Here is a 22,239-nt window from a genome sequence, read left to right as displayed (position 1 = left end):
GGGATCAGCGCCACATCTTCTCTTCCATATGCTTCAGGGAGCGAATACGAGCGAAGAGCGGCGTGTCATGTTCGGCGGGCGTCTTGTCGCGCCCTGTGATCCAGTTGTAAAGCTCGCCGTCCGGCAGCTCGATCAGTTCCTCATAGAGGTCCAGCTCTTCAGGCGAGAGCTTTTCCAGCTCGGTATCGGCGAAATGACCGAGGATCAGGTCCATTTCCTTCATGCCACGATGCCATGAACGAAATTTGAGCCGCCGGCGGCGGGTTTCAAGGTCTTCGGGCGCGGCATCGCTCATCGTCATCTCCTATCGGTTCAACGCGAGGATATAGACCTCTCAAGCCCGTCTGTCAGCCTCGCGGGGGCGAAGGGAGAGGGTTAGAATAGCCTCATGATTCCGCGGATGCCGAAAATGGATCAAATGAACCCGAAAACGGCCATGAGCCTGCGTTTGAGGAACGGTCGGCACCTGGGATATGCCGAGGGCGGCGATCCTGGAGGGGCGCCTGTGCTCTATTTTCACGGATTCCCCGGATCGCGGCTGGAAGCCACGTTTTTTCCGGTCCCGGGAGTCCGTCTGATCGGCATCGACCGGCCGGGCTATGGCCTCAGCTCGCCCGACCGCCATCGACGTCTGGTCGATTGGGCGGACGATATTGCCGAGTTCGCGGACAGGATGGAGCTGCCGCGCTTCGGCGTCATCGGCCTCTCCGGCGGCGCTCCCTATGGCGCCATGGTCGCTCATGCCCTTGGCGAGCGTGTGAGCGCCCTGGCGCTGGTCTGCGGCCTCGGACCGCCCGATGCGCCGGGCATGACGGCAGGCCGCCTTAAGCTGCTTGGGAGCGTCGGCCAGAGCCGCCTCGCCCGCTTCGGCCTGTCACAGCTTGCGCGCCGCCTGATCCATTCCGACCGCGCCATGACGCGGCTGAAGCGGGTGCGGGACCGGATTCCGCGCGCGGGCGCCGATATCGACCTCATGCGAGGCGGACTTGAAAGCGCCATGCTGGCGAACTGGCGCGAAGGGCTTTCCCGCTCCTCCCTCGGCATTTCCACCGATGCGCGGATCTACGGCGAGGAATGGCCCTTCGATCCGTCCGTGATCGCAGTCCCGACGACCATCTGGCATGGCCGGGCCGACACCATAGTTCCCGTTTCCATAGGCGAGTTCTATGCGAAAGCGATGCCCGAGGCGGAGGTGCATTTTCCGGAAAACGAGGGGCATTTCTCCGTGGTGGTGAACGGTCTTGAACATATCGCCGCTTTCCTCGCCCGGCATGCGGAAGACACGGCATGAGACCGGAAATCCTGTTCCCCCTTTTTGCGCCTGCCCGCTCTCTACCCGGCATCGGCCCCCGTATGGAAAAGCTGGTCGAAAAACTGGCGGGGCCCAATGTCGTCGACCTGCTCTGGCACCTTCCATCCGGTCTGATCGACCGGCGCGAGCGGCCGAAGATCAATGAAACCAGAGATGGCGAAATCGCCACGATGGAAGTGACGATCGGCTTGCACGTGCCGGCGCGGCGGAAAGGCTTGCCCTATCGCATCCATATCCATGACGAAACCGGCGAGATGCAACTCGTCTTTTTTAATCCACGTGCCGATTATATCGCCAGGACATTTCCCGAAGGCGCAAAGCGCATCATTTCCGGTCGCATAGATTTCTATCAGGGCGAGCCGCAAATGACGCATCCCGATCATGTCGTGGCGCCGGAGGAGATAGACAAGCTGCCGCTGCTGGAAGCGACTTATCCCCTGACGGCCGGGCTGCCGCAGAAATCGATCCGGAAAGCCGTCTCGGGCGCATTGGAGCGCGTGCCGGAGCTGACGGAATGGCAGGATGCAGGCTGGCTTGCAAAGAACAGCTATCCGGCATGGCACGACGCCATCATGCAGGCACATCACCCGCAATCGCTGGCCGACCTGAAACCGGAGGCCCCAGCGAGGGAGCGGCTCGCATTCGACGAGTTCCTGTCGAACCAACTGGCGCTGGGGTTGGTGCGGTTACGGATGAAAAAGCTGCCGGGACGCGAGATTGCGGGAGACGGCCGTCTGCGCAAAAAGGTCGTCACCGCCCTTCCCTTCGCGCTCACCAGTGCGCAGTCGCGCGCGTTGCGTGAGATAGACGACGACATGCATAGCTCGCACAGAATGTTGCGCCTGTTGCAGGGCGATGTCGGGAGCGGCAAGACGGTCGTCGCGCTTCTCGCCATGCTCAATGCGGTCGAGGCCGGATATCAGGCGGCGATGATGGCGCCGACGGAAATCCTCGCCCGGCAACACTATGCCGCGTTGGAGCCACTCTGCGCGGAGGCAGGGGTAAGGATCGCGCTCCTCACCGGACGAGACAAGGGCCGCCAGCGGGCGGAAATATTGCAGGACGCGGCCACGGGAGAACTGGACATTCTCGTCGGCACGCATTCCCTCTTCCAAGCGGATGTCGCTTTCCACGCGCTGGCGCTGGCCGTGGTCGATGAGCAGCATCGTTTCGGGGTGCATCAGCGGCTGGAACTCTCCAGCAAGGGCGGCAAGGGAACCGACGTGCTGGTGATGACCGCGACCCCCATTCCGCGCACGCTGACGCTGACCGCGTATGGCGACATGGAAGTTTCCAAGCTCGACGAGAAACCGCCGGGCCGAAAACCCGTCGACACGCGCGCCATGCCGCTTGAGAAGTTGGACGATGTGGTGACCGCCATGCGCCGCGCGCTCAAGGCGGGCGCACAGGTCTATTGGGTCTGCCCGTTGGTGGAGGAAAGCGACGAGGTCGACGCCGCCGCGGCCGAGGAACGATACAAACATCTTCACGGTATTTTCGGAGAAAGCGTGGCGCTCATCCATGGCCGCATGAAGCCCGCCGAGAAGGACGCTGTCATGACGCGCTTCGAAAAGGGAGAGGCGCGCATTCTTGTGGCGACAACCGTCATCGAAGTCGGCGTCAACGTGCCCAATGCGACAGTGATGGTCATCGAACACGCCGAACGCTTCGGTCTGGCGCAGCTTCATCAGCTGCGCGGGCGTGTTGGGCGCGGCGCGGACAAATCCACCTGTCTCCTGCTCTATGCATCGTCTCTGGGCGAAACGGCGGCGGCGCGCATACGTATCATGCGTGAAACCGAAGACGGTTTCCGGATCGCCGAAGAGGACTTACGGCTGCGCGGTGCAGGCGAACTGCTCGGAACGCGCCAAAGCGGGTTGCCGGAGTTCCGGATCGCCGATGCGGAGAGCCAGAGTGAATTGCTGGCCGCCGCCTATGATGATGCAAGGATGATCCTCGAGCGGGACCCGGAACTGGAAACGGAGCGCGGTAAGGCGCTCCGTATCCTTCTCTATCTATTCGAACGGGACGAAGCCATCCGTTATCTGAGGTCGGGTTAAAGCTCGACCATTTCGAAATCGGATTTGGGCGTCCCGCACATCGGGCAGACCCAGTCTTCGGGTATATCGGCCCAGCGTGTGCCCGGTTTCAGACCTTCATCCGGATCGCCCTCGGCTTCGTCATAGATGTAGCCGCAAGTCTGGCATTGCCACACCTTGAATTCGGTTTCCGCCATGATCGCGCTCCAATCAGTTCATCTTGTAGCGGATGGGAACATGCTTCGGTCCGCAGACGAAATTCGACTGGCTGAGCTGGGCCGAGCCGTTGAGTTCCAGGGATTCCAGCCGCGGCAGCAATTCCTCCCACAGGATACGCATTTCCATCTTGCCGAGATGCTGTCCAAGGCATACATGCGCTCCATAGCCAAACGCGACATGCTTGTTGGGCGAGCGATCGACCTTGAAGGAGAACGGGTCGTCGAACACATCCTCGTCGCGATTGCCCGAAGGATAGGAAAGCATCATCCAGTCGCCCTTGGCAATCTTCTGTCCCGCCACTTCGGCATCCGCCGTGGCGGTACGCATGAAATGCTTCACCGGCGTGGCCCAGCGGATCGACTCGTCCAGATAGCTCGGAATGAGCGACGGATCCTTCTTCAACATGGCAAACTGGTCGGGATTCTCGGCCAGCGCCCAAAGGCCCGATGCCGTCGTGTTCGAGGTCGTGTCATGGCCGGCCGTGGCGACGATGATGTAGTAGGACATCGCCTCCAGCTCGCCCAGAGGCCCGCCATGCACCTGGCCGTTGGCGATGACGGAGGCTGCGTCGTCGCGCGGATGAGCGCGGCGATCCTTCGTCATTTCCGAGAAATAGGCAATGAACTCGCCGACTGTCTCCTGCAGCGCGAGAACGCGCTGCTCGTCGGTCATCTGCTGCTCGCCCGTACGCGATAGCTCGGGATCGGCCGCGCCGAAAAGCTCCTGGGTGAGCTTCAGCATCATCGGCTCGTCTTCTTCGGGCACGCCCAGAATTTCCATGATGACATGCAGCGGATAGAGAAACGCGATGTCGCTTGCAAAATCGCATTCGCCGCCCTTCTCCGCCATCTTGTCGACGGCGTTGCGGGCGATCTCGCGAATACGCGCTTCGAGCTTCTTCAGGTTCTGCGGCATGAACCAAGACTGGGTGAGCTTGCGGTAGGCGATATGATCCGGATTGTCCATCTGCACGAGCGAACGCACCAGATGAGGCGAGCCGCCCATCATCTCGCGGACCTTGCGGTCCCCGTCCTTGGTGACGAGCGTGGTGGCGCGGTCGCCATTGTGAAAAAGCTCGTTCTGACCTTCGACCGTGCGGATGTCGTTATACTTGGTGACGACCCAGAACGGATCGAAGCCTTCCGGCTCAGCAACGGCCAACGGCATTTCGCGGCGGAGATATGCGAAGGCGTCGTCCACCGGTTTGTTCTCGCCATAGGCCTTGGGGTCGATAATCGTCTCGGCGATTTCCTGGGGGATTTTCATCCTGTTCTCCCGACTGTTTATATGCACTGCCATGCGCTTTTATGTCCGCCAAGTTTGGCTTACCCGAACCTAGGGAAGAAAGTGCCAAGGTGTCGCGGATGACGTGGCGTAAAGCAGCTGGAATTTTTGTTTTCCATGTGCGCCGCTACGACACCCTTACGCAGCGTCAGGTCCGCAGGCGCGACGGATCATTCCGGCAAGGGAGTATTCGAATCCTCGGCGACACCGTGCGGCGGTTCGACCAGACCGGCGGAAATGATCATTTTCGCGCCCTCCTCTATCGACATATCGAGAATGGTGATGTCGTCAACGGGCACGAAAAGAAGGAACCCGGAAGTCGGATTTGGCGTAGTCGGTACAAAAACGCTCACCAGCTCATGGCCTGTCCGGGTCGCGATCTCGTGTTTCGTCCGTGTCGTGATGAAGCAGATCGAATAGATGCCTTTCCGGGGATACTCGATCAGGCCGACCTCCCGGAAGGATTGATTGCTCTGCGAAATGACGGTCTCGAAAATCTGCTTGAGAGCGCCATAGATGCTTCGCACCACGGGCATTCGCGATACGAGCCGTTCGCCCGCGTTCAGTATCGTCCGCCCGATGAAATTCGCCGTAATGGCGCCCAGCAGCGTGAGCAACACGAATGCGATAATCAGGCCGAGGCCCGGGATTTCAACGGGAAGAAAATTGTCGGGCCTGTAGGGGGCCGGAATGAGCGGCGTGAACCAGTTGTCCACCAGGTCGATGAACCATGTCGTAATGTAGATCGTCAGGCCAATCGGCGCGGCAACAACGATACCGGTCAGGAAGTAGTTTCTGATCCGGGTGGGAATGCCGTGCTTCTTGGGCGGCAGGATCAGTGGTTCGCCCGGACCGTGCTCGGATTCTTCCGGATTCGAGGTGTCCTTGTCAGTGTGTTTCGCAGTCATTTCGGTGGCCGCACTTTCATTTGCGGCTCTTGACGCCGCGTCTCGCTGGGGTTCCTCGATTGTAACCAAGCAGCCCTTTCCTGTCAGAATTATGCGTTCCAAGATAGGCCCAGCAAAATTCAAACAACGGCGCCGCAAGGCCCCTGGGAGGACCCGATGAGCAACGCGATAAAGGGCACGAAGACCCGCCTCGCCCCGGAGGATGAATATCCGCACACGCCGGATTCCGCCTCAAATTACAACGAAAGTATGTATTTCAATGTGTTCGATCCGGAGCACCGGATCGGCGGCTGGTTCAGGCTCGGCAACCGCCCGAATGAACGCTACGCCGAGATGACAATATGTCTCTATCTGCCGGGCGGACGGGTTGCCTTCATGTACAAGAAACCCGAAATCACTTCGAATGACGAGATGAACGCCGGTGGGCTGCGCATCGATGTGGTTGAGCCGTTCAAGCATCTGAAGCTGAACTACACCGGCAAGGCGCTTCTGCTGGACCGGCCCGACGAGATGGCCGATCCCAAAAAGGCCTTCACCGAAAACCCCACCGTGCCCTGCACCGTTTCCCTCGACTTCAAGGGCGTCTCGCCCATGTTCGGTGGCGAGGTGGTGAAGGAAGACGGATCGCCCCTCGACCTCGACCCGGAGAAATCCTTCGCCAAGGCTCACTACGAGCAGCATATGGCGGCCGAGGGAAAATTCACGCTGGGCGACGAGAGCTTCGAGATTTCCGGCTTTGGGCTTCGCGATAAGAGTTGGGGCCCGCGCCATTGGCAGGCCATTCACTGGTATCGCTGGTTGCCGATGAATTTCGGCCCCGACTTCGCGATGATGATCTCCATCGTAACCAATGAGGAAGGTCAACAACGCCAGGGCGGAATGGTGCTCAAGGACGGAAAATACGACCTCATCCGGAAATGCAGCATCGATAGCGAATGGGACGACAACTGGTATCAGACTTCGCTGAAGGCCCATGTCGAAACGGAGTCCGGCGCAAAATACGATGTCGAGGGCGACGTGATTTCCCTCATCCCGCTGCGCAACAGGCGCAAAGCACCCGATGGAACCGATCTCAATACCCGCATCACCGAAGGCATGACCGAGTACCGATGCAACGGGATGACCGGCTTGGGCATGTCGGAATATCTCGACCAGATCGTTGACGACAAACCTGTGAGCGTGGCTTGAGATGAGCGGAACGGATAACGAGTTTGCCGCTTCCCTTTCCACAGCGGTCCGACACCATATCGAAGACGCCACGGGCATTGACGGTCTCCAGCGCCTCTCGGGCGGCGCGAGCCAGGAGACCTGGGCCTTCGACGCCACGACCTCAAAGGGTACGCCTGTTCCCCTGATCCTGCGCCGTGCACCGGGCGGAACGCGGGCTGAAAAGACGACGGCCGTAGCACTCGAAACGGAAGCCGTGCTGATCGAACTGGCGGAAGAAGCAGGTATCCCCGTCCCGAAAGTGCGTCATGTCCTCACGCCGGAAGATGGCGTGGGACAAGGCTTCATCATGAACCGGCTGACCGGCGAGACCATCGCCCGCAAGATTCTTCGGGACGAGGAATATGCCGAGGCGCGACCCAAACTTGCCCGCCAATGCGGCGAAATCCTCGCGCGGCTGCATCGCATCGATAAAGAGCGGCTACCTGCCCTGCGCACGGCGGACGCCAAGGAGGAAATCAGGCAGTACCACGCCGCCCTGCGTGAGCATGGCCATCCCCATCCTGTTTTCGAGCTGGCCTTCCGCTGGCTCGAAGACAATCTGCCCGCCGGGGATACCGGGCTGACGCTCGTCCATGGGGACTTCCGGAATGGCAATCTGATGATTGGAGCGGACGGGGTTCGCGGCGTGCTCGACTGGGAACTCGCCCATGTCGGAGACCCGATGGAGGATCTGGGCTGGATCTGCGTAAATTCCTGGCGGTTCGGCAATATCGACCAGCCCGTGGGAGGCTTCGGAGTGCGCGAGGACATGTTCGCCGGCTACGAGGCCGTGAGCGGCCAACCGGTGGACCCGGAACGGGTTAAGTTCTGGGAGGTCCTGGGCACGCTTAAATGGGGCATCATGTGCACCGGCATGGTGGCGGCCTTCAAGAGCGGCTTGGACCCGTCCGTGGAACGCGCCACGATTGGCCGCCGCTCGTCCGAAACAGAGATTGACCTGCTGCGCCTTCTGGCGCCACGAATCTGAGGAGAACGCCATGCAGGACCAACCCACATCGGCCGAACTCGTCGGAGCGGTAGCCGACTTCATCCGCACCCATGCCATGCCCCAGCTCAAAGGCCATGCGGCCTTCCATGCCCGCGTGGCGGCCAATGCGCTGGACATCGTGAAGCGCGAATTGGAGATCGCGCCGGAGGCGAATACCGAGGAGCATGAGCGCTTGAAAGCATTGCTGGGCGCGGACGGTTCTCTGGACGATTTGAACAGGGAGCTTTGCACCCGCATCTATGCCGGAGAGCTGACGCTCGACACGGAAGGGCTGAAGGACCACCTCTGGACCACGACGCTCGCAAAGCTCGCTATCGATCAGCCGAAGTACTCCGGCTACCGGAGAGCGCTTGAAGAAGAAAGCGGTGGGAAATAAGTACTTCCACTCAATTTACCGAGCAGAAACAACCGTTTTTTCACGACTTGAAGGGAAACTCACCGTTTCAATCCGAAGTGGTGAGTAACGGTGTACCAAGCTTCGTGCGGAAAATATGTTGAAGTCTCGCAGGAGCAGCTGCCCGACCGGCATCCGGTCGCGGTTTTCGCCCGTTACTGGAACGCCAAGCGGCATGTCGGTAGCTCCCTGCCCTCAAGCCGTCGGAGATGATTGCAGCCATTCCCTGGCTGCTGATTCTGGAAAGGTGTGGCAAGGCGCCCGATTGGCAGTTCCGTTACCGGCTTGCAGGGACGGGCTGCACTGAATTGTTCGGTGTCGACTACACGAACCGGCTGCTGGGAGAAAAAATCGACCCGGAAGCCATGAAGATCCGGCGACAGGAATTCTTCCACGCGCTCAACTGCCGCGAACCGATCTTTTCGCAGACACCACTTCCCATTCCCGACCGCGAGTTCATCACCGCCTATCGTGGTGTCTTCCCTGTAATGACCAATGGATCCGAGGCCGACCAGATCTTCTGCGTCATCGCCGCCGAGAAGGCCAAGGTCTGAGTCCTAGGGACAAGAAAAAAGGCCGGTCGAGACCGGCCTTTTCAACTTTGATGTCAGGGCGGTTTATGCCCCTTCGGCACCGATGATCGTCACCGAGCACACATTCTGCGACGGTGCACCGCCGAGATTGTGCGTAAGGCCGATCTTCGGATTGGGAAGCTGGCGTTCCCCTGCTCGGCCCTGAAGCTGCAGATACATCTCATAGGCCATGCGCAGCCCGGAGGCGCCGATCGGGTGGCCGAAGCACTTCAAGCCGCCATCGATCTGGCACGGCACCTTGCCGTCGCTGTCGTAAAAGCCGTCCATCACATCCTTCACGGCGCCGCCTTCCGGCGAAATGAACAGGTCTTCCATGGTCACGAGTTCGGTGATGGAGAAGCAGTCATGCACTTCCATCATGCTGACCTGTTCGCGCGGATTGTCGATGCCGCCTTCCTTGTAGGCCTTCTTGGCGGCGATGCGCGCGGTATGGAAGTAGCTGCCGTCCCAGCTATTGTGCTGGGATTCAAGACCGTTCGAGACGGAGAGCTGCATCGCCTTCACCGTCACGATATCCTTCCGGCCCATCGCCTTGGCGATCTCGGGCGTGGTGACGATGGCCGCCGCCGCGCCGTCCGACACACCACAGCAATCGAAGAGCCCGAGCGGCTCGGCGATCATCGGCGCGTTCATCACCTGCTCTTCGCTGACTTCATTGCGCAGATGAGCCTTCGGGTTCTTGGCGCCATTGGCGTGGCTCTTTACCGACACATGGGCGATGGCACGCTTCAGGTCTTCTTTGGCAACGCCATGCTTGGCGCGATAGGCCGAAGCGAGCTGCGCGAAATTGCCGGGAGCGGAACCGCTCGGCGACCATTGCGGGTTGAGCGTGCCCATATTGCCGACCGGCAGGCCGCCATAGCCAGTGTCCTTCAGCTTCTCGACACCGACCGCCAGCGCGATGTCGCAGGCGCCCGAGGCGACCGCATAGACCGCGCCGCGCAGAGCTTCGGAACCGGACGCGCAGAAGTTTTCCACGCGCGTCACCGCAATATTCGGCAGGCGCAGCGCCAGCGAAAGCGGCGTGCCGCCCTTGCCAGTGCCGATATCGTCGATATGCGTCGAGAACCAGGCTGCATCGATCTGTGTCGGCTCGATCCCGGCGTCCTGCATTGCTTCGAGATAGGCCTCGACCATCAGCTCTTCGGGACCGCTGTCCCAGCGCTCGCCGAATTTCGAGCAGCCCATGCCGACGATCGCAACCTTGTCCTTGATACCTGTAGCCATGTTTTCCTCCCGTTCGGGAATTTCGTGTTTGGATTATTCGGGTTTCGATTACTCGGCGGCCTGTGCGCCCGCGACGCTGGCCGGTATAGGAACGGCTTTCCAGAAATACCGTTTGAAACCGCGCTTCTCGTCCACTTCCTTCACACGGAAGACGAGGCGTACCTCCATGCCCGATTCCACATTGCCGGTCTCGACATCGGTAAAATCCATCATGATGCGGCCGCCCTCGTCGAACACCACCATGCCGTAATGGTTGGGCGGGTTCATGGAGAAGGAGAGATAGTCGGCCGACCAGCTGAGGATTTTCGCTTTCTTTTCGGCGAACTTGTACGGCTCCTGCGTATCCACCGTATGCTTGTTCGGGTTCACCGAAATGCGCGAACGCGGGAATTGGATGACGCCCGTTTCCGTGCACCGCCCCCCGACGAGCCCCATGAGCATATCTTCGTTACGGTAAAGCGTCGTGAGCGCAGTCTTCTTGTCCTGCTCAGCTCGCATGCCCCGTTCCCATTCAACCAAACCGTTGAAGGTCAGGAATTTCATGTAGTTGTTCTCTTCGACACGCTCGGCCAGCGAGCCCGCAATACCGCGCTTGCCGGACATGGAGGCCAGCTTGTCGGTCACCTCGAAAATGAGAGCATCGCAGCCGCCGCCGAACTGCGCGACCAGCACCTTGTCGCCGGGCTTGGCTTCGGTCTGCAGCGTATTGATGAGCATGACCAGCGCGTGCGCCGTACCGGTCTCGCCGCAATTGGCCGCCAGCGTATCGCGCGCGACCTCGGGGTTGAGGCCACATTTCTTGGCGAGGCCGGCAATGAACTTCATTCCGAATACGGACGGAAGGACGAAATGCGCGATGTCCTCAGCCTTGAGGCCGGCATCGTCCAATGCCGACTTCACGGCGCGCGGCACGATCTTGGAAAAGCCCTCGTCGCGGACCCAGCGCTCTTCCCAATTATAGTCGAACTCTTCGGTATCGCTGCGGAAGTGATCCACGAAATCGACCGTCAGGCTGGCCCCGCCCAGATATTTGGCGATGACATTGTCCGTGCCGACGGAAAGCGCAGCGGCGCCATCGCCGAAATCGAGTTCCTGCGCGGTCACGGCTTTTGTCTTGCGATGATCTGAAGCGAGAACCAGCCCGTTCCTGGTTTCTCCAGATTTCGCGGAGGTGAGCGCCTGCATGAGCGCGCTCGTGCCCGCGCGCTGCGTGGACGACACGTCGATCGCCCGCACATGATCTTCCAGTGTCAGCGCCGCTGAAATGATGCCGCTGTTGAGACGATCTGCAAAGGGCATGGTGGTCGAGCCGAAATAGACAGCATCCACATGGCTGCGATCGTCGTCGGGACCGAGCAGGTCGCGTGCGGCCTCTACGGCCATCGTCACGGAATCCTCGTCCCAATTGGCCATGGAGCGTTCGCCCTTGGCCTTGCCAAGGAAATTCGGCGCAACCCAGGCATTGGCCTGGGCGATGGCCTTTCGCTGCAGACGAAGGCGGGGGATATATCCGCCAAAGCCCGTCAAACCTACCGTTTGTTCGGCCATAGGTCCTCCCATCAGATGTTTGTGCTTGTTTTGGGAAGAGTTTAGGAGCGATAGAGCGGCCCGCACAACCGCTTACCATACCGGGCACTCAAACGCTTGAGTGCCGTTACGTCAGGCCGCCTTAGCGAGGAACGACACACTCGATACCGACCGTCGAAAGCCGGGCGCAGAGCCTGTGCGCCACGGATTCTTCCGCATAACCGCCCGCTCTCAGGCGATAGAAAATTCCCCGTTCGCCGAGGTCGGCCCGAACTACCCGATGTTCGATGCCGGAAAGCCTACCCTGGCTGCGGGTGACCAGATTGCGCCAGGCGACCTTCGCCGTCTCTTCGTCGCGGTAAGCCCCGAGCTGGACCTGATACGGGCCGGGCGCCGGTGCAGTGCTTGCTTCGGGCGCCGGCCTGCTTGCGGCATCGCCGATATTTGCCTGCCTCTCGGGCTGCTGCACCGCTGCATTGCCGGTAGCCACAGGCCCGGATTTCGGCTTGTTCCCGGCGGGATTGGCATATCTGACGGCTGTCGTTTCCCAACCCGATGCCGATGCCACGCGAATGACCTTGGCCTTGCCTTCCTTGCCGTTCGTCGCCGTGTCTGAGCCGATAAGAGGCTTCGGTTGCGGCCGGTCCAGCGCAGCGAGTTCGGTTTTGGCAGGCGCAAAATTGCCGTCGATCCTAAGCGCCGCTTCGTAGTCGGCCTTCGCTTTGCTTTTGTCGCCCTCCGCCTCATAGGAGAGACCACGGCCATGAAAAGCATACTTTCGGGCATCGCCCGACATGTATTCCAGCGCCTTGGAGTAGTCCGCAATGGCGGCCTTCTGATTTCCCCGCCGACGCTCGATATTGGCCAGATTGTGATAGGCGGCGCCATAACTCGGCACCAGCTTTACGGTTGCGCGATAATCTGCCTCGGCCTTGGCGTCCTCGCCCTGTTGCGAATAGGCAATGCCGCGATTGTAGTGCGCCCGCGCCAGCACGGCCTCCGGCAGGGCATTGCCTGAAATGGCTTTGCTGTAATCGCTAATGGCAGCGGCCGTCTGCCCCAGCTTCTGCTCGGCGATGCCCCGATGATGATGCGCAAGCGCCAGCCCGTGCTCGTTGAGCGCGCCGCTGGAGATCACCTTGTCGAAAAGGGAAATGGCCTGAGCGTATTGACCCTGTTCGATGGCCTGCGCACCGCCATGCAGATCATCGATCGCATCGGCACGGGCCGGAACGGCGGAGATCAGCAAGGCGGCAACAGCGGCCATCGCTGCATAATGCAGGATCCCTTTGCTCCGCCTGTTTGCGATCATGGCCCCGTCCTTTGCGTGCGTGCCGCGGTTCCGGAAACAACCCTCGGGCGTCCCCGCCTGTTACATCAGGATCGAACGCAACGCTTTACAGCCAGTTAACCGAGACACATATCGAGCCGCACTGATTCGGCTTATTCGACTGTGACGGATTTTGCCAGATTTCGCGGCTGATCGACATCGGTGCCTTTCGAGACGGCCGTGTGATAGGCCAGAAGCTGCACCGGAATGGCATTGATGATGGGAGCGATCAGGGGATCCACCGCCGGAATCTCTATGGATTCCCACAATCCCTCGCCCGCATGGTCGATCCCGGCCTTGTCCCCGATCAAAAGCACCCTGCCGCTGCGCGCGATGACTTCGTGCATGTTGGACACCGTTTTCTCATAGAGCGGGTCCATCGGCGCTATCACGATCACGGGCACATTCTCGTCGATGAGAGCGATGGGGCCATGTTTAAGCTCGCCCGCGGCATAGCCCTCGGCGTGGATATATGAGATTTCCTTGAGTTTGAGCGCACCCTCAAGGGCAATCGGATAATTGTGGCCTCGCCCCAGATAGAGCACATCGCGCGCTTTCGCGAGATCGACACTCAGGTCCTGGATTGCGCCATCGGCTCCGAGCGCCTCGGCGACATGTCTCGGCGTTTCGATCAGTGTATGAACGATCCGGCGCTCTTCTTCAGTATCGATTTGTCCGCGCGCGATGGCGGCCCTCACAGCGAGCACGAGCAGCGTGGCAAGCTGGCAGGTAAATGCCTTGGTCGAGGCCACACCGATTTCCGGCCCGGCAAAAGTCGGCAGGATGACATCCGATGCGCGCGCGATACTCGACTCCACCACATTGACGACGGACAGCGTCTTCTGGCCTTGCGATTTGCAGTAATGAAGCGCGGCCAGCGTGTCTGCGGTTTCACCCGATTGAGAAATGAAGATGGCGAGCCCGCCTTCCGGCAAGGCCGCTTCGCGATAGCGGAACTCCGACGCGATATCGACCTCGACCGAAATGCGTGCAAGCTTTTCGAACCAGTATTTGGCGACGAGCCCCGCATAAAACGCTGTGCCGCAGGCAATGATGGTGATGCGCGGTACCGTGGCAAGGTCGACCGGCAAATCCGGTAGATGAAGCTTTTCGTTCACCAGATCTAGATATTCGGACAGCGTATGTCCGATCACTTCTGGCTGCTCGAATATCTCTTTCGCCATGAAATGACGATGATTGCCCTTGTCCACCAGGGCGGCGGAAACATCGGTGATCTTGACGGGGCGTTCCACGAGTTGGTCCGCCGCGTCGTAAATAGCCGCGCCCGCACGTGTAAGTTCGACACGATCTCCCTCTTCCAGGAAGGAGACGCGGTTCGTCATCGGGGCCAGCGCAAACGCGTCCGAACCGAGATACATCGCATTGTCGCCATAGCCGACGGCAAGCGGGCTGCCGCGCCGCGCGCCGATCATCAAATCTTCTTCGCCGGAGAAAATGATGGCAACGGCAAACGCGCCTTCCAGTTCGCGTAACGCATCGGCGGCGGCCTTCCGGGGATCCTTGCCCCGGTTCAGATGATCGGTCACCAAATGGGCGATGATTTCGGAATCGGTATCGGTGGAAAAAGAGAACCCCTTCTCCAGCAGCATCTGCCGCAATTCGCGAAAATTTTCGATGATGCCGTTATGGACGATAGCAGCCCGGTCGGTCACATGAGGATGCGCGTTGTTTTCCGTCGGCGCGCCATGGGTTGCCCATCTCGTATGGCCGATGCCAAGCCCGCCATGAAGAGGCTGGGCCGCAAGCGCTGTTTCGAGGTTGAAGAGCTTGCCTTCCGCCCGGCGGCGCGTGAGCTGCCCGTTGTCGAGCGTTGCGATGCCCGCGCTGTCATAGCCACGATATTCAAGACGTTTCAGCGCCTCGAGTATGACCGGTGCTACATCCTGTTTTCCAATGATCCCGACAATACCGCACATCGCTCAGTCCTTCGTTTTCTTGTCAGGGGACTCATTCTTTGCACGGAATGTCGAGGCCCACCCGGATTTTTCGATTTGTTTTGGCCGTGTAAAGGCCAGCGCATCCGGCGTGACGTCCTTGGTAATAACGCTGCCCGACCCAAGATAAGCCCCATCGCCGATCTTTACCGGTGCGACCAGAGCCGAATTGGAGCCGACAAACGCCCCGGCCCCGATATCGGTGAAGAACTTGTTGTAGCCGTCGTAATTGCAGGTGATCGTGCCCGCCCCGATGTTGGCATGGGCGCCAACGCGCGCGTCGCCGATATAGGAAAGGTGACTGACCTTCGCGCCTTCTTTGATCTCGGCCTTTTTCGTTTCCACAAAATTGCCGATCTTTGCGCCCGCGCCAATGGAAGATCCTGGACGAATGCGGGCAAAAGGCCCGACTTCCGCATTGGCGGCAACCGTCGCTCCTTCCAGGTGAGAGAAGGGCTTGATCATCGCGCCATCAGCAACGTTCACGCCGGGGCCGAAGACGACGTTCTGTCCGACGGTCACGTCCTGCCCGAGTACCGTGTCGAAACTGAAATAGGTGCTATCCGGGTCGGCAAGCGTTGCGCCGCCCGCCATCGCCGCCTGTCGCAAGCGGCGCTGCATAACCGCTTCCGCTGCGGCAAGATCGGCCCGGCTATTGACCCCTTGCACTTCCTCTTCCTCACCTTCCTGCACGCGGCAGGTAAGGTCCCTTTCACGCGCGAGGCCGACAATGTCTGGCAGATAATATTCACCAGCCGCATTGTCGTTACCGACTTTGGAAAGGAGATCGAAAAGATATTCGGCACGAACCGCCATCGCGCCGCCATTGCACAGGGTAATAGCCTTTTCGGTCGCGCTTGCATCCTTGAATTCGACGATCTTCTGAAGCGTACCGACCTCATCGAGCACCAGTCGCCCATAGGCGACCGGATCCGCGGGCCGGAAGCCCAGAACGACGATATCGGCTTCCTCACGGCAATTATTGGCCATGGCGGCAAGTGTTTCGGGATGCATCAGAGGCGTGTCGCCGAAGATCACAAGGACAACGCCCTCCCGGTCGGAGATTTCAGGTTGAGCCATCAGCGCGGCATGGGCCGTGCCGAGTTGCTCGGTCTGGACGGCAATGCCCGTATCTGGAGCGAGGCTCTTCGCATAGGTCGCGACTTCGTTCATGTCCGGCCCGACCACCAGCACGGAGCGGGCATTGGGAATTTCATGAACCGAGGAGAGCACATGGCCAAGCATCGGCCGGCCGGCAATCTTGTGCAGGACCTTGGGCAGCCGCGACTTCATGCGCGTGCCCTTCCCCGCTGCGAGAATGATTGCAGTAACCGTCTCTCTCGCCATCACCTATCCGTTTCGTCTTCAGGCGTCCGGAAAAAAGGACAGTCGGACGCACATATGAAAATACCGCGACTCGATGGTCGAGCGCGGGCAAATTCGCACGGAGATCAGTCTGTTCTGAAATAAATTTATATTTCACTATCTTGCCCGGCTCACAAGGGAACCGGGCAAGACGATATTCGGCAGGTGCTAGGCTCACATCTTGAACCGGGCCTCGACGTAATTGGCGAGTTGTTCGATGCACTCCTCGACCGACCCCGCGGATGTGTCGACTTCAAGGTCCGCCATATCAGGGGCCTCATAAGGCGCCGAGACACCCGTAAAATCCTTGATCTCGCCAGAGCGGGCCTTCTTGTAGAGACCTTTCGGATCGCGCTTTTCGCACGTCTCCACGTCGGCCTTCACATAGATCTCGTGGAAATCGTCGCCGCCCGCCTCGCGCGCCCGGTCACGATCCGACCGGTAAGGCGAGATGAAGGAGGTGATTGCAATCATGCCGGCACGAGCGAACAGCGCTGCCACTTCACCGACGCGACGAATGTTCTCAGCCCGGTCCTCCGGCGAGAAGCCAAGATTGGCATTGAGCCCGTGGCGGATATTGTCGCCGTCGAGCACATAGACGTTATAGCCCTTCTCGAAGAGCTTTTTCTCCAGCGCGACGGCCAGCGTGGATTTACCCGCGCCGGACAGGCCGGTGAACCAGAGCACCCCGCCCTTGTGCCCGTTGCGGAACGCCCTCGCCTGCTCGTCGATCCCGTGCTCCACCTTGGTGATGTTGCTGGACCGCGCAGTAATGAGGCCTCGCTGGTCGGCATAGCCTTCCATGGAAATGATGCCGCCGCCGGCAATGTCGTATTTGTCGACAAGGACGAAACGGCCGCTCTTGGGCGAGGTCTCGAATTCGTCCAGCGCCAGCATGCGGCGGGCCCGCATCACGACCTCCGCTACCTGGTTGCGCTCGACCTGATGCGAGGAGGTACCGGAAAGGTCCGACGTATCGATGATCGTTTCGATCGACTGCACCGTAACCGGCGCATCCAGCGTCCCGAGCTTCAGACGGTAGGTTTTACCGGGCACCATCGGTTCCTTGCCCAGCCAGAAAACACGGGCGCGGAAGACATCCGTCTCGATGGGTGAGTGTTCGACATGACTGATGACCTCGCCGCGCTCGACGAAAATCTGCTCATCGAGCGTAATGCCGATGGAATAGCCCGCTTCCGCCTGGCTCGGCGCCTTGCGGCCGGGGACCTGATGCCACTCTTCGATGGACTCCACGCGCGCGGTCTTGTTGGAGGGCGAGAACAGCAACTCGTCGCCGACCTTGATGACGCCTTCCTCGACGCGGCCCGCAATGATGCGGCGCTGATCGAATTTGTAGACATCCTGCACCGGCATGCGCAGCGGCCTGTCCACCGGGTCGCTCTTGGGCTGGAAACTGTCCAACGCACCGATAATGCTCGGCCCCTTGTACCAGGGCGTATTGGTGGACGGTCCGACGATATTATCGCCTTCGCGGGCAGACACCGGAATAACGAAAGTCGGTTCGACACCGATGGAGCGGAGATAGTCGCGATACTCCGCCTCGATCCGGTCGAAGGTCTCCTTGTCATAATCGACAAGGTCCATCTTGTTCACCGCGACAGCCACCTGGCGCACGCCGAGAAGATGCAGCAGATAACCATGGCGTCGCGACTGCTCGCGCACGCCTTCCGCCGCATCGATGATAAGCAGCGCCGCGTCGGACTGAGCCGCGCCTGTGATCATGTTCTTCAGGAATTCCTTGTGGCCCGGCGCATCAATGATCGTGTAGTCGCGCTGATCCGTCTTGAACCAGATCTGGCTCGTATCGATGGTGATGCCCTGATCTCGTTCGGCCTGAAGCGCATCCATCAGGAACGCCCATTCGAAGGGCACGCCGCGCCGCTTGCACATCTCGGTGATGGATTCGAACTTGCCGTCGGGCAGCGAGCCGGTGTCGTGGAACATCCGCCCGACAAGCGTGGATTTGCCGTGGTCCACATGCCCCACGATCACGATCCGGAGCAGGTCGCGCGCATTGCCAACACTTTTGCCGCCTTCGATGACTTTCATAGCCGTGTCTGCCTGTGCCTTGGTCATGTCTTATCCCCCTTACAGGTAGCCATCGGCGCGAAGACGCTCGAAAGCATCCTCGGATTCATGATCCATAGCGCGGCCGGAGCGCTCGGAGACCCTGGTCGTGCTCAGCTCTTCGATGATCTCCTCGATCGTCGACGCTTCGCTCTCCACCGGATTGGTGATGTCCTGGTCGCCCAGCGAGCGGTAGCGCTTTCCGTCCTTTGCAAAATAGAGCGGAATGACCGGAATGTTCTCACGCTGCGTGTAGAGCCAGATGTCGATCTCCGTCCAGTGCAGCAGCGGATGCACGCGCACATGGGTCCCGGGCGGGAACTCAGTCTTGAACTGGTCCCAGAACTCCGGCGGCTGATCGCGGAAATCCCACTGACCCGTCTGGCCGCGCGGGCTGAAGACGCGCTCCTTGGCGCGGGTGGCCTCCTCGTCTCGGCGAATACCGGCGAAAAGCGCATTGAACTGGTGCTTCTGGATGGCAGCTTTGAGCCCGGCCGTCTTGCGCGAGGCGGAGCGCGCGGCAGGCGGCAGCGTCTGATCGACTTCCTCGATCGGCGGGCAAAGCTCGCGGATAAAGTTCAGGTTCCACTCGTCTGCATAGCGGTCCCTGAAATCATACATCTCCGGAAACTTCTTTTCCGTATCCACATGCATCACCGGGAAAGGCACGTGGCCGAAGAATGCCTTGCGGGCAAGCCAGATCATCACGTTGGAGTCTTTGCCCAGTGACCACAACATCGCGATGTTTTCGATCCGGTTGAACGCTTCCCGGAAGATGTAGATGCTTTGGCTCTCAAGCTGATCGAGACGATCCATGCCTTGCTCCTTCACACGGCGGTCGACATATCCGCGTGACTATATTACAAGAAAAATTTGTGGAGTTATTTTCAACCCCGATATTGAATGTGATTTAGACGCGCGCGTTCGCGATTGCAAGGCCTCATCGCGTAAGAAAGAACCATAGCGACAATAGACGCAGAATATTCTTCGTTACGAGCTGCGGGCCCGCCCGTTTGAACCATTGTAGCGATGATTTCGGGGCGCCGGGACTGCCGAGCGCACGGCCGGGATCGGTTTGCGCAACGCCGCGCGTACCGGCTTGGAGGAAACCACAGCGGGCTTGGCCCGCTCCAGTCGGTTCGACGCCTCGGTTCTCGCCGCCCGCTCATTCAGGAGCTGGGTCAGAAACCAGCTCCTTATGACCAGGCCGAGAAAGAAAATCGCAAAGAACACCAGCCCGCCAGCAACCGCCAATTCCTGCGCCGTCAGGCTCCCCACCAACTCGTTCAACGACATGCCTTTCCCCGTTTCTAGTTTCCTCTGGACCGGCTGCCGCGACCGACCGTCCTGGCGCAATCCTATGCAGAAAACGGGCCTCACGCACAATCATGCATTTGCTAAGATTTACCGGAACCCCTCTCCTTGTCGAGCCGGGCAAAACATTCGCACCTTGCACAAGAAATCGGCAGAAGGCCCGGAGTCCTGCGTTTGACCGCATTGCCCGACTCGCACTAACGAAAGACAGGTGGTGCGGTGACCGATGGTCGCGGTATCGCAGTTTGGAGGTCGGACTTTCGATGACAATCAGGCCGGTGCCCGGCGCAATCGCAGCAGTGCTCATCATGGTCCCGCTTTCGCTGGGCCTGTCCGCCTGTTCGGAGCGCGCAGCGGGCGCAGGCGTGCCCACAGAGCAGGACAAGGCGGAGGCAGCAGCCGACCGGGCCCCGCCTGCGAAGAGCGTCGAACGGCGCCTCGATCGTCTGGAAGCCCGCGTTGCGACGCTGGATCGAAAATATACCGTTATCGAGCCGGTGCTGACCGACCTCAAGGCAAGCGACCGGTCGATGAACAATCGGCTGGGTACGCTCGAAGCCGGGCTAGGCTTCACTACCGCCTCCATTTCTCCCAGGCAGAAGCAGCAGCCCGCCGCAAAGCCTGTAACCCTCGACATCCGCCCCACTCTTACCGACGGCGCAGACGATGGGCGGAACCGGAGCGGCTGGGCCGTCCATCTCGCGTCTTATCTCGACGCGGCCAATATCGAGAAAGGAAAGCGCATTCTTTCCACTCGTTATCCGGACATGCTGTCGGGACGGGGCTGGACGACGATGAGATATGAAAGCCGGGATGGAAAGGTCTACACCCGCCTCCTGACCGATCCCCTGTCGAGCCGGGAAGCCGCGGAAACGCTCTGCGCGCAGTTGAAGGCCCGGGGAAAAGATTGCCGGGCGCTGAAGCTGGGAGACGCGAACGGCTGATCAAGCCGAAACGATCTTCTATTCGGCCTGTCACATTCCGTGGATAAACTTGGCGCTCCTCCCGTAGTCAGCAGGATCGCCATGCCGGAACCAGCCAGTATCTCAGCAGTCGATGAAATCACGCAGATCTACACTGAGCGTGCCACGAGCCGATATGGGCTGGAGGACATCAACCAGCTTCAGCACGCGCTGCAAAGCGCAGCGCTGGCGGAAGCGAACGGCGAAGCCCCTGCCCTTATTCTCGCTGCGCTGCTTCACGATGTTGGGCACATGATCCACAAGCTGGGCGAGAACCCGGCTGAGGAAGGGGTCGACGACCGACACGAGATACTCGGTGCGAAATGGCTCGCGAAACGCCTGCCCGCCGCCCTTGCCGAACCGGTACGGATGCATGTGGAGGCCAAGCGCTACCTCTGCGCGACCGAACCCGGCTATATGGACAAGCTCGCGCCCGATTCCGTGTTGAGCCTGAAGCTGCAAGGCGGCCCGATGAGCGAGAGCGAAACCGCCGCCTTCATTGCGAAGGATTATGCTGACGAGGCCATTCGCCTGCGCCGCTATGATGAAGAGGCGAAAGACCCGGCAATGGAGACCCCGCCTCTCAAGCACTTCCTGCGTTATCTGCCCGCCGCTGCGATCAGCAATAAAGAACGTGAAACATTCCGGCGCGACGGCGTCGTTGTGCTGCGCGGCTTCTTTTCGGAAGCGGAAGCCGCAACCTTCAATCGCCTGTCGAGCGAAATGGGCGCGAGCGCGGACCTGCTTCTGCGTGAGGCGATCTCCAGTGGCAAACCGGTGGCTGAACTGCTCGCGACGCGCCCCGACGAACTCATCGTCGTGCCGGAAGCCGCCGATCCGTTGCAAATCTGCCGTTTTGAGTATCTGCTGGGCAGCCGTCCGGAGTTCAAAAACCTTATCGACACCCGCATCGCGCCCGTGATCGAGGCACTGACGGGCGAGGCCTTTATCCCCTTCAAGGATAAGGAGAATGAGAAGCATCCCGGCGGTGGCGCCTTCGGCCCACATCAGGATTTCGCGGCCTATAAATCATTCGGACCACGCTACAATGTGACGGCGATGATCTCGGTCGACCCGGCCACCCGGGAAAACGGTTGCCTGGAATTCGCAAAGGATTGGGCCGGGTTTCCCGACAATCACGCCGATGCCGTGGAAGAACGCATCGACGGTCGAGCGTTGCTGCGCTTCGAGAACGGCGGTCCGCACAATGGCGACATCGCGCCGGAAATCGCCGACGCGCTGGACTGGCAGACCGTCGAAACCGCGCCGAGCGACCTCGTGATCTTCGATAGTTTCGCGCCGCACCGTTCCTCGCCCAATGAGAGCAACACATCCCGCCGGGCGATGTTCCTCACCTTCAATGCGGAACGCGAAGGCGACTGGTACGAACGCTATTACGCCGAAAAGCGCGCGAATTTCGACGATCCGAAATTCCACGTCTCGACGCCGACGGTACATGCGGGAGATTGAGCGGGGATAAGTGGTGAGCCCTGATGGGTTCGAA

The 22,239-nt window shown here is 60.1% G+C and carries 20 protein-coding genes; 8 read left to right on the top strand and 12 right to left on the bottom strand.

Features of this window, described 5'->3' with window-relative positions; genetic code table 11:
* Window positions 1–4 precede the first annotated feature (4 nt).
* The gene (locus ACSSVQ_RS02100) at window positions 5–301 is read right to left on the bottom strand and encodes an FAD assembly factor SdhE (protein WP_293327703.1); all 297 of its coding nucleotides are present in this window, start codon (window positions 299–301) and stop codon (window positions 5–7) included.
* Between the two features lie 108 nt (window positions 302–409).
* Here ACSSVQ_RS02100 and ACSSVQ_RS02095 point away from each other — a divergent pair, with 108 nt between their 5' ends.
* Window positions 410–1,291 (top strand): alpha/beta fold hydrolase, encoded by an 882-nt coding sequence (locus ACSSVQ_RS02095; protein WP_454180641.1) that lies wholly within the window; start codon window positions 410–412, stop codon window positions 1,289–1,291.
* Window positions 1,288–3,372: an ATP-dependent DNA helicase RecG gene (gene recG / locus ACSSVQ_RS02090; RefSeq protein ID WP_454180640.1), complete on the top strand. Its 2,085-nt coding sequence runs from the start codon at window positions 1,288–1,290 to the stop codon at window positions 3,370–3,372. Before ACSSVQ_RS02095 ends, recG begins: the two co-directional genes overlap by 4 nt.
* On the opposite strand, the gene ACSSVQ_RS02085 is transcribed toward recG, so the two are convergent.
* The 3 genes from ACSSVQ_RS02085 to ACSSVQ_RS02075 all read right to left on the bottom strand — a co-directional run bounded on the left by ACSSVQ_RS02085 (window position 3,369) and on the right by ACSSVQ_RS02075 (window position 5,762).
* A complete protein-coding gene (locus ACSSVQ_RS02085) occupies window positions 3,369–3,548 on the bottom strand; it encodes a rubredoxin (RefSeq protein ID WP_293327695.1) in 180 nt (59 codons plus the stop codon). The two genes, recG and ACSSVQ_RS02085, sit on opposite strands and share 4 nt — an antisense overlap.
* A gap of 13 nt (window positions 3,549–3,561) precedes the next feature.
* Complete coding sequence (locus ACSSVQ_RS02080) at window positions 3,562–4,836, bottom strand: cytochrome P450 (RefSeq protein ID WP_454180639.1); 1,275 nt, start codon at window positions 4,834–4,836, stop codon at window positions 3,562–3,564.
* Window positions 4,837–5,024: 188 nt separating this feature from the next.
* The gene (locus ACSSVQ_RS02075) at window positions 5,025–5,762 is read right to left on the bottom strand and encodes a DUF502 domain-containing protein (RefSeq protein WP_454180638.1); all 738 of its coding nucleotides are present in this window, start codon (window positions 5,760–5,762) and stop codon (window positions 5,025–5,027) included.
* 156 nt (window positions 5,763–5,918) lie between these two features.
* Between ACSSVQ_RS02075 and ACSSVQ_RS02070 the strand changes: the two genes are divergently transcribed.
* The 4 genes from ACSSVQ_RS02070 to ACSSVQ_RS02055 all read left to right on the top strand — a co-directional run bounded on the left by ACSSVQ_RS02070 (window position 5,919) and on the right by ACSSVQ_RS02055 (window position 8,928).
* Window positions 5,919–6,950 (top strand): DUF7064 domain-containing protein, encoded by a 1,032-nt coding sequence (locus ACSSVQ_RS02070; protein ID WP_454180637.1) that lies wholly within the window; start codon window positions 5,919–5,921, stop codon window positions 6,948–6,950.
* Window position 6,951: 1 nt separating this feature from the next.
* A complete protein-coding gene (locus tag ACSSVQ_RS02065; protein WP_454180636.1) occupies window positions 6,952–7,959 on the top strand; it encodes a phosphotransferase family protein in 1,008 nt (335 codons plus the stop codon).
* 10 nt (window positions 7,960–7,969) lie between these two features.
* The gene (locus ACSSVQ_RS02060) at window positions 7,970–8,356 is read left to right on the top strand and encodes a DUF6285 domain-containing protein (RefSeq protein ID WP_454180635.1); all 387 of its coding nucleotides are present in this window, start codon (window positions 7,970–7,972) and stop codon (window positions 8,354–8,356) included.
* 227 nt (window positions 8,357–8,583) lie between these two features.
* Window positions 8,584–8,928: a hypothetical protein gene (locus ACSSVQ_RS02055; RefSeq protein ID WP_454180634.1), complete on the top strand. Its 345-nt coding sequence runs from the start codon at window positions 8,584–8,586 to the stop codon at window positions 8,926–8,928.
* 63 nt (window positions 8,929–8,991) lie between these two features.
* Here the strand turns inward: ACSSVQ_RS02055 and ACSSVQ_RS02050 are convergent, their stop codons facing one another.
* The 8 genes from ACSSVQ_RS02050 to ACSSVQ_RS02015 all read right to left on the bottom strand — a co-directional run bounded on the left by ACSSVQ_RS02050 (window position 8,992) and on the right by ACSSVQ_RS02015 (window position 19,755).
* Window positions 8,992–10,194, bottom strand: a complete 1,203-nt coding sequence (locus tag ACSSVQ_RS02050) for an acetyl-CoA acetyltransferase (RefSeq protein ID WP_293327669.1) — start codon at window positions 10,192–10,194, stop codon at window positions 8,992–8,994.
* 48 nt (window positions 10,195–10,242) lie between these two features.
* Window positions 10,243–11,742, bottom strand: a complete 1,500-nt coding sequence (locus ACSSVQ_RS02045; RefSeq protein ID WP_454180633.1) for a hydroxymethylglutaryl-CoA synthase family protein — start codon at window positions 11,740–11,742, stop codon at window positions 10,243–10,245.
* A gap of 121 nt (window positions 11,743–11,863) precedes the next feature.
* A complete protein-coding gene (locus ACSSVQ_RS02040) occupies window positions 11,864–13,033 on the bottom strand; it encodes an SPOR domain-containing protein (protein ID WP_454180632.1) in 1,170 nt (389 codons plus the stop codon).
* Between the two features lie 131 nt (window positions 13,034–13,164).
* Window positions 13,165–14,988, bottom strand: a complete 1,824-nt coding sequence (gene glmS, locus ACSSVQ_RS02035) for a glutamine--fructose-6-phosphate transaminase (isomerizing) (protein ID WP_454180631.1) — start codon at window positions 14,986–14,988, stop codon at window positions 13,165–13,167.
* 3 nt (window positions 14,989–14,991) lie between these two features.
* Window positions 14,992–16,356 carry a bifunctional UDP-N-acetylglucosamine diphosphorylase/glucosamine-1-phosphate N-acetyltransferase GlmU gene (gene glmU, locus ACSSVQ_RS02030; RefSeq protein ID WP_454180630.1) on the bottom strand — a complete coding sequence of 455 codons (1,365 nt, stop codon included), beginning with the start codon at window positions 16,354–16,356 and terminating at the stop codon, window positions 14,992–14,994.
* 189 nt (window positions 16,357–16,545) lie between these two features.
* A complete protein-coding gene (cysC, locus tag ACSSVQ_RS02025; RefSeq protein ID WP_454180629.1) occupies window positions 16,546–18,468 on the bottom strand; it encodes an adenylyl-sulfate kinase in 1,923 nt (640 codons plus the stop codon).
* Between the two features lie 12 nt (window positions 18,469–18,480).
* A complete protein-coding gene (cysD, locus tag ACSSVQ_RS02020) occupies window positions 18,481–19,275 on the bottom strand; it encodes a sulfate adenylyltransferase subunit CysD (RefSeq protein WP_293327651.1) in 795 nt (264 codons plus the stop codon).
* Window positions 19,276–19,449: 174 nt separating this feature from the next.
* Window positions 19,450–19,755, bottom strand: coding sequence for a hypothetical protein (locus ACSSVQ_RS02015; RefSeq protein WP_454180628.1), 306 nt, complete (start codon window positions 19,753–19,755; stop codon window positions 19,450–19,452).
* Between the two features lie 281 nt (window positions 19,756–20,036).
* On the opposite strand from ACSSVQ_RS02015, the gene ACSSVQ_RS02010 reads away from it, so the two are divergent.
* Together ACSSVQ_RS02010 and ACSSVQ_RS02005 are read left to right on the top strand one after the other, a co-directional pair.
* On the top strand, window positions 20,037–20,717 hold the full coding sequence (locus ACSSVQ_RS02010; RefSeq protein ID WP_454180627.1) for an SPOR domain-containing protein: 681 nt from the start codon (window positions 20,037–20,039) through the stop codon (window positions 20,715–20,717).
* A gap of 81 nt (window positions 20,718–20,798) precedes the next feature.
* Window positions 20,799–22,205: a phosphonate degradation HD-domain oxygenase gene (locus ACSSVQ_RS02005; protein ID WP_454180626.1), complete on the top strand. Its 1,407-nt coding sequence runs from the start codon at window positions 20,799–20,801 to the stop codon at window positions 22,203–22,205.
* Window positions 22,206–22,239 lie beyond the last annotated feature (34 nt).

Source organism: Parvibaculum sp. MBR-TMA-1.3b-4.2, from assembly GCF_053628815.1.
This window is presented reverse-complemented; position numbering and strand designations above follow the sequence as displayed.

Coding starts and splice junctions, on each gene's coding strand:
- ACSSVQ_RS02100 (WP_293327703.1), bottom strand. CDS start 301: ATGACGATGAGCGATGCCGCGCCCGAAGACCTTGAAACCCGCCGCCGG.
- ACSSVQ_RS02080 (WP_454180639.1), bottom strand. CDS start 4,836: ATGAAAATCCCCCAGGAAATCGCCGAGACGATTATCGACCCCAAGGCC.
- ACSSVQ_RS02065 (WP_454180636.1), top strand. CDS start 6,952: ATGAGCGGAACGGATAACGAGTTTGCCGCTTCCCTTTCCACAGCGGTC.
- ACSSVQ_RS02010 (WP_454180627.1), top strand. CDS start 20,037: ATGACAATCAGGCCGGTGCCCGGCGCAATCGCAGCAGTGCTCATCATG.
- ACSSVQ_RS02045 (WP_454180633.1), bottom strand. CDS start 11,742: ATGGCCGAACAAACGGTAGGTTTGACGGGCTTTGGCGGATATATCCCC.
- ACSSVQ_RS02095 (WP_454180641.1), top strand. CDS start 410: ATGGATCAAATGAACCCGAAAACGGCCATGAGCCTGCGTTTGAGGAAC.
- ACSSVQ_RS02005 (WP_454180626.1), top strand. CDS start 20,799: ATGCCGGAACCAGCCAGTATCTCAGCAGTCGATGAAATCACGCAGATC.
- ACSSVQ_RS02085 (WP_293327695.1), bottom strand. CDS start 3,548: ATGGCGGAAACCGAATTCAAGGTGTGGCAATGCCAGACTTGCGGCTAC.
- glmS (WP_454180631.1), bottom strand. CDS start 14,988: ATGTGCGGTATTGTCGGGATCATTGGAAAACAGGATGTAGCACCGGTC.
- ACSSVQ_RS02050 (WP_293327669.1), bottom strand. CDS start 10,194: ATGGCTACAGGTATCAAGGACAAGGTTGCGATCGTCGGCATGGGCTGC.
- ACSSVQ_RS02055 (WP_454180634.1), top strand. CDS start 8,584: ATGATTGCAGCCATTCCCTGGCTGCTGATTCTGGAAAGGTGTGGCAAG.
- ACSSVQ_RS02015 (WP_454180628.1), bottom strand. CDS start 19,755: ATGTCGTTGAACGAGTTGGTGGGGAGCCTGACGGCGCAGGAATTGGCG.
- ACSSVQ_RS02070 (WP_454180637.1), top strand. CDS start 5,919: ATGAGCAACGCGATAAAGGGCACGAAGACCCGCCTCGCCCCGGAGGAT.
- cysC (WP_454180629.1), bottom strand. CDS start 18,468: ATGACCAAGGCACAGGCAGACACGGCTATGAAAGTCATCGAAGGCGGC.
- cysD (WP_293327651.1), bottom strand. CDS start 19,275: ATGGATCGTCTCGATCAGCTTGAGAGCCAAAGCATCTACATCTTCCGG.
- recG (WP_454180640.1), top strand. CDS start 1,288: ATGAGACCGGAAATCCTGTTCCCCCTTTTTGCGCCTGCCCGCTCTCTA.
- ACSSVQ_RS02075 (WP_454180638.1), bottom strand. CDS start 5,762: ATGACTGCGAAACACACTGACAAGGACACCTCGAATCCGGAAGAATCC.
- ACSSVQ_RS02040 (WP_454180632.1), bottom strand. CDS start 13,033: ATGATCGCAAACAGGCGGAGCAAAGGGATCCTGCATTATGCAGCGATG.
- ACSSVQ_RS02060 (WP_454180635.1), top strand. CDS start 7,970: ATGCAGGACCAACCCACATCGGCCGAACTCGTCGGAGCGGTAGCCGAC.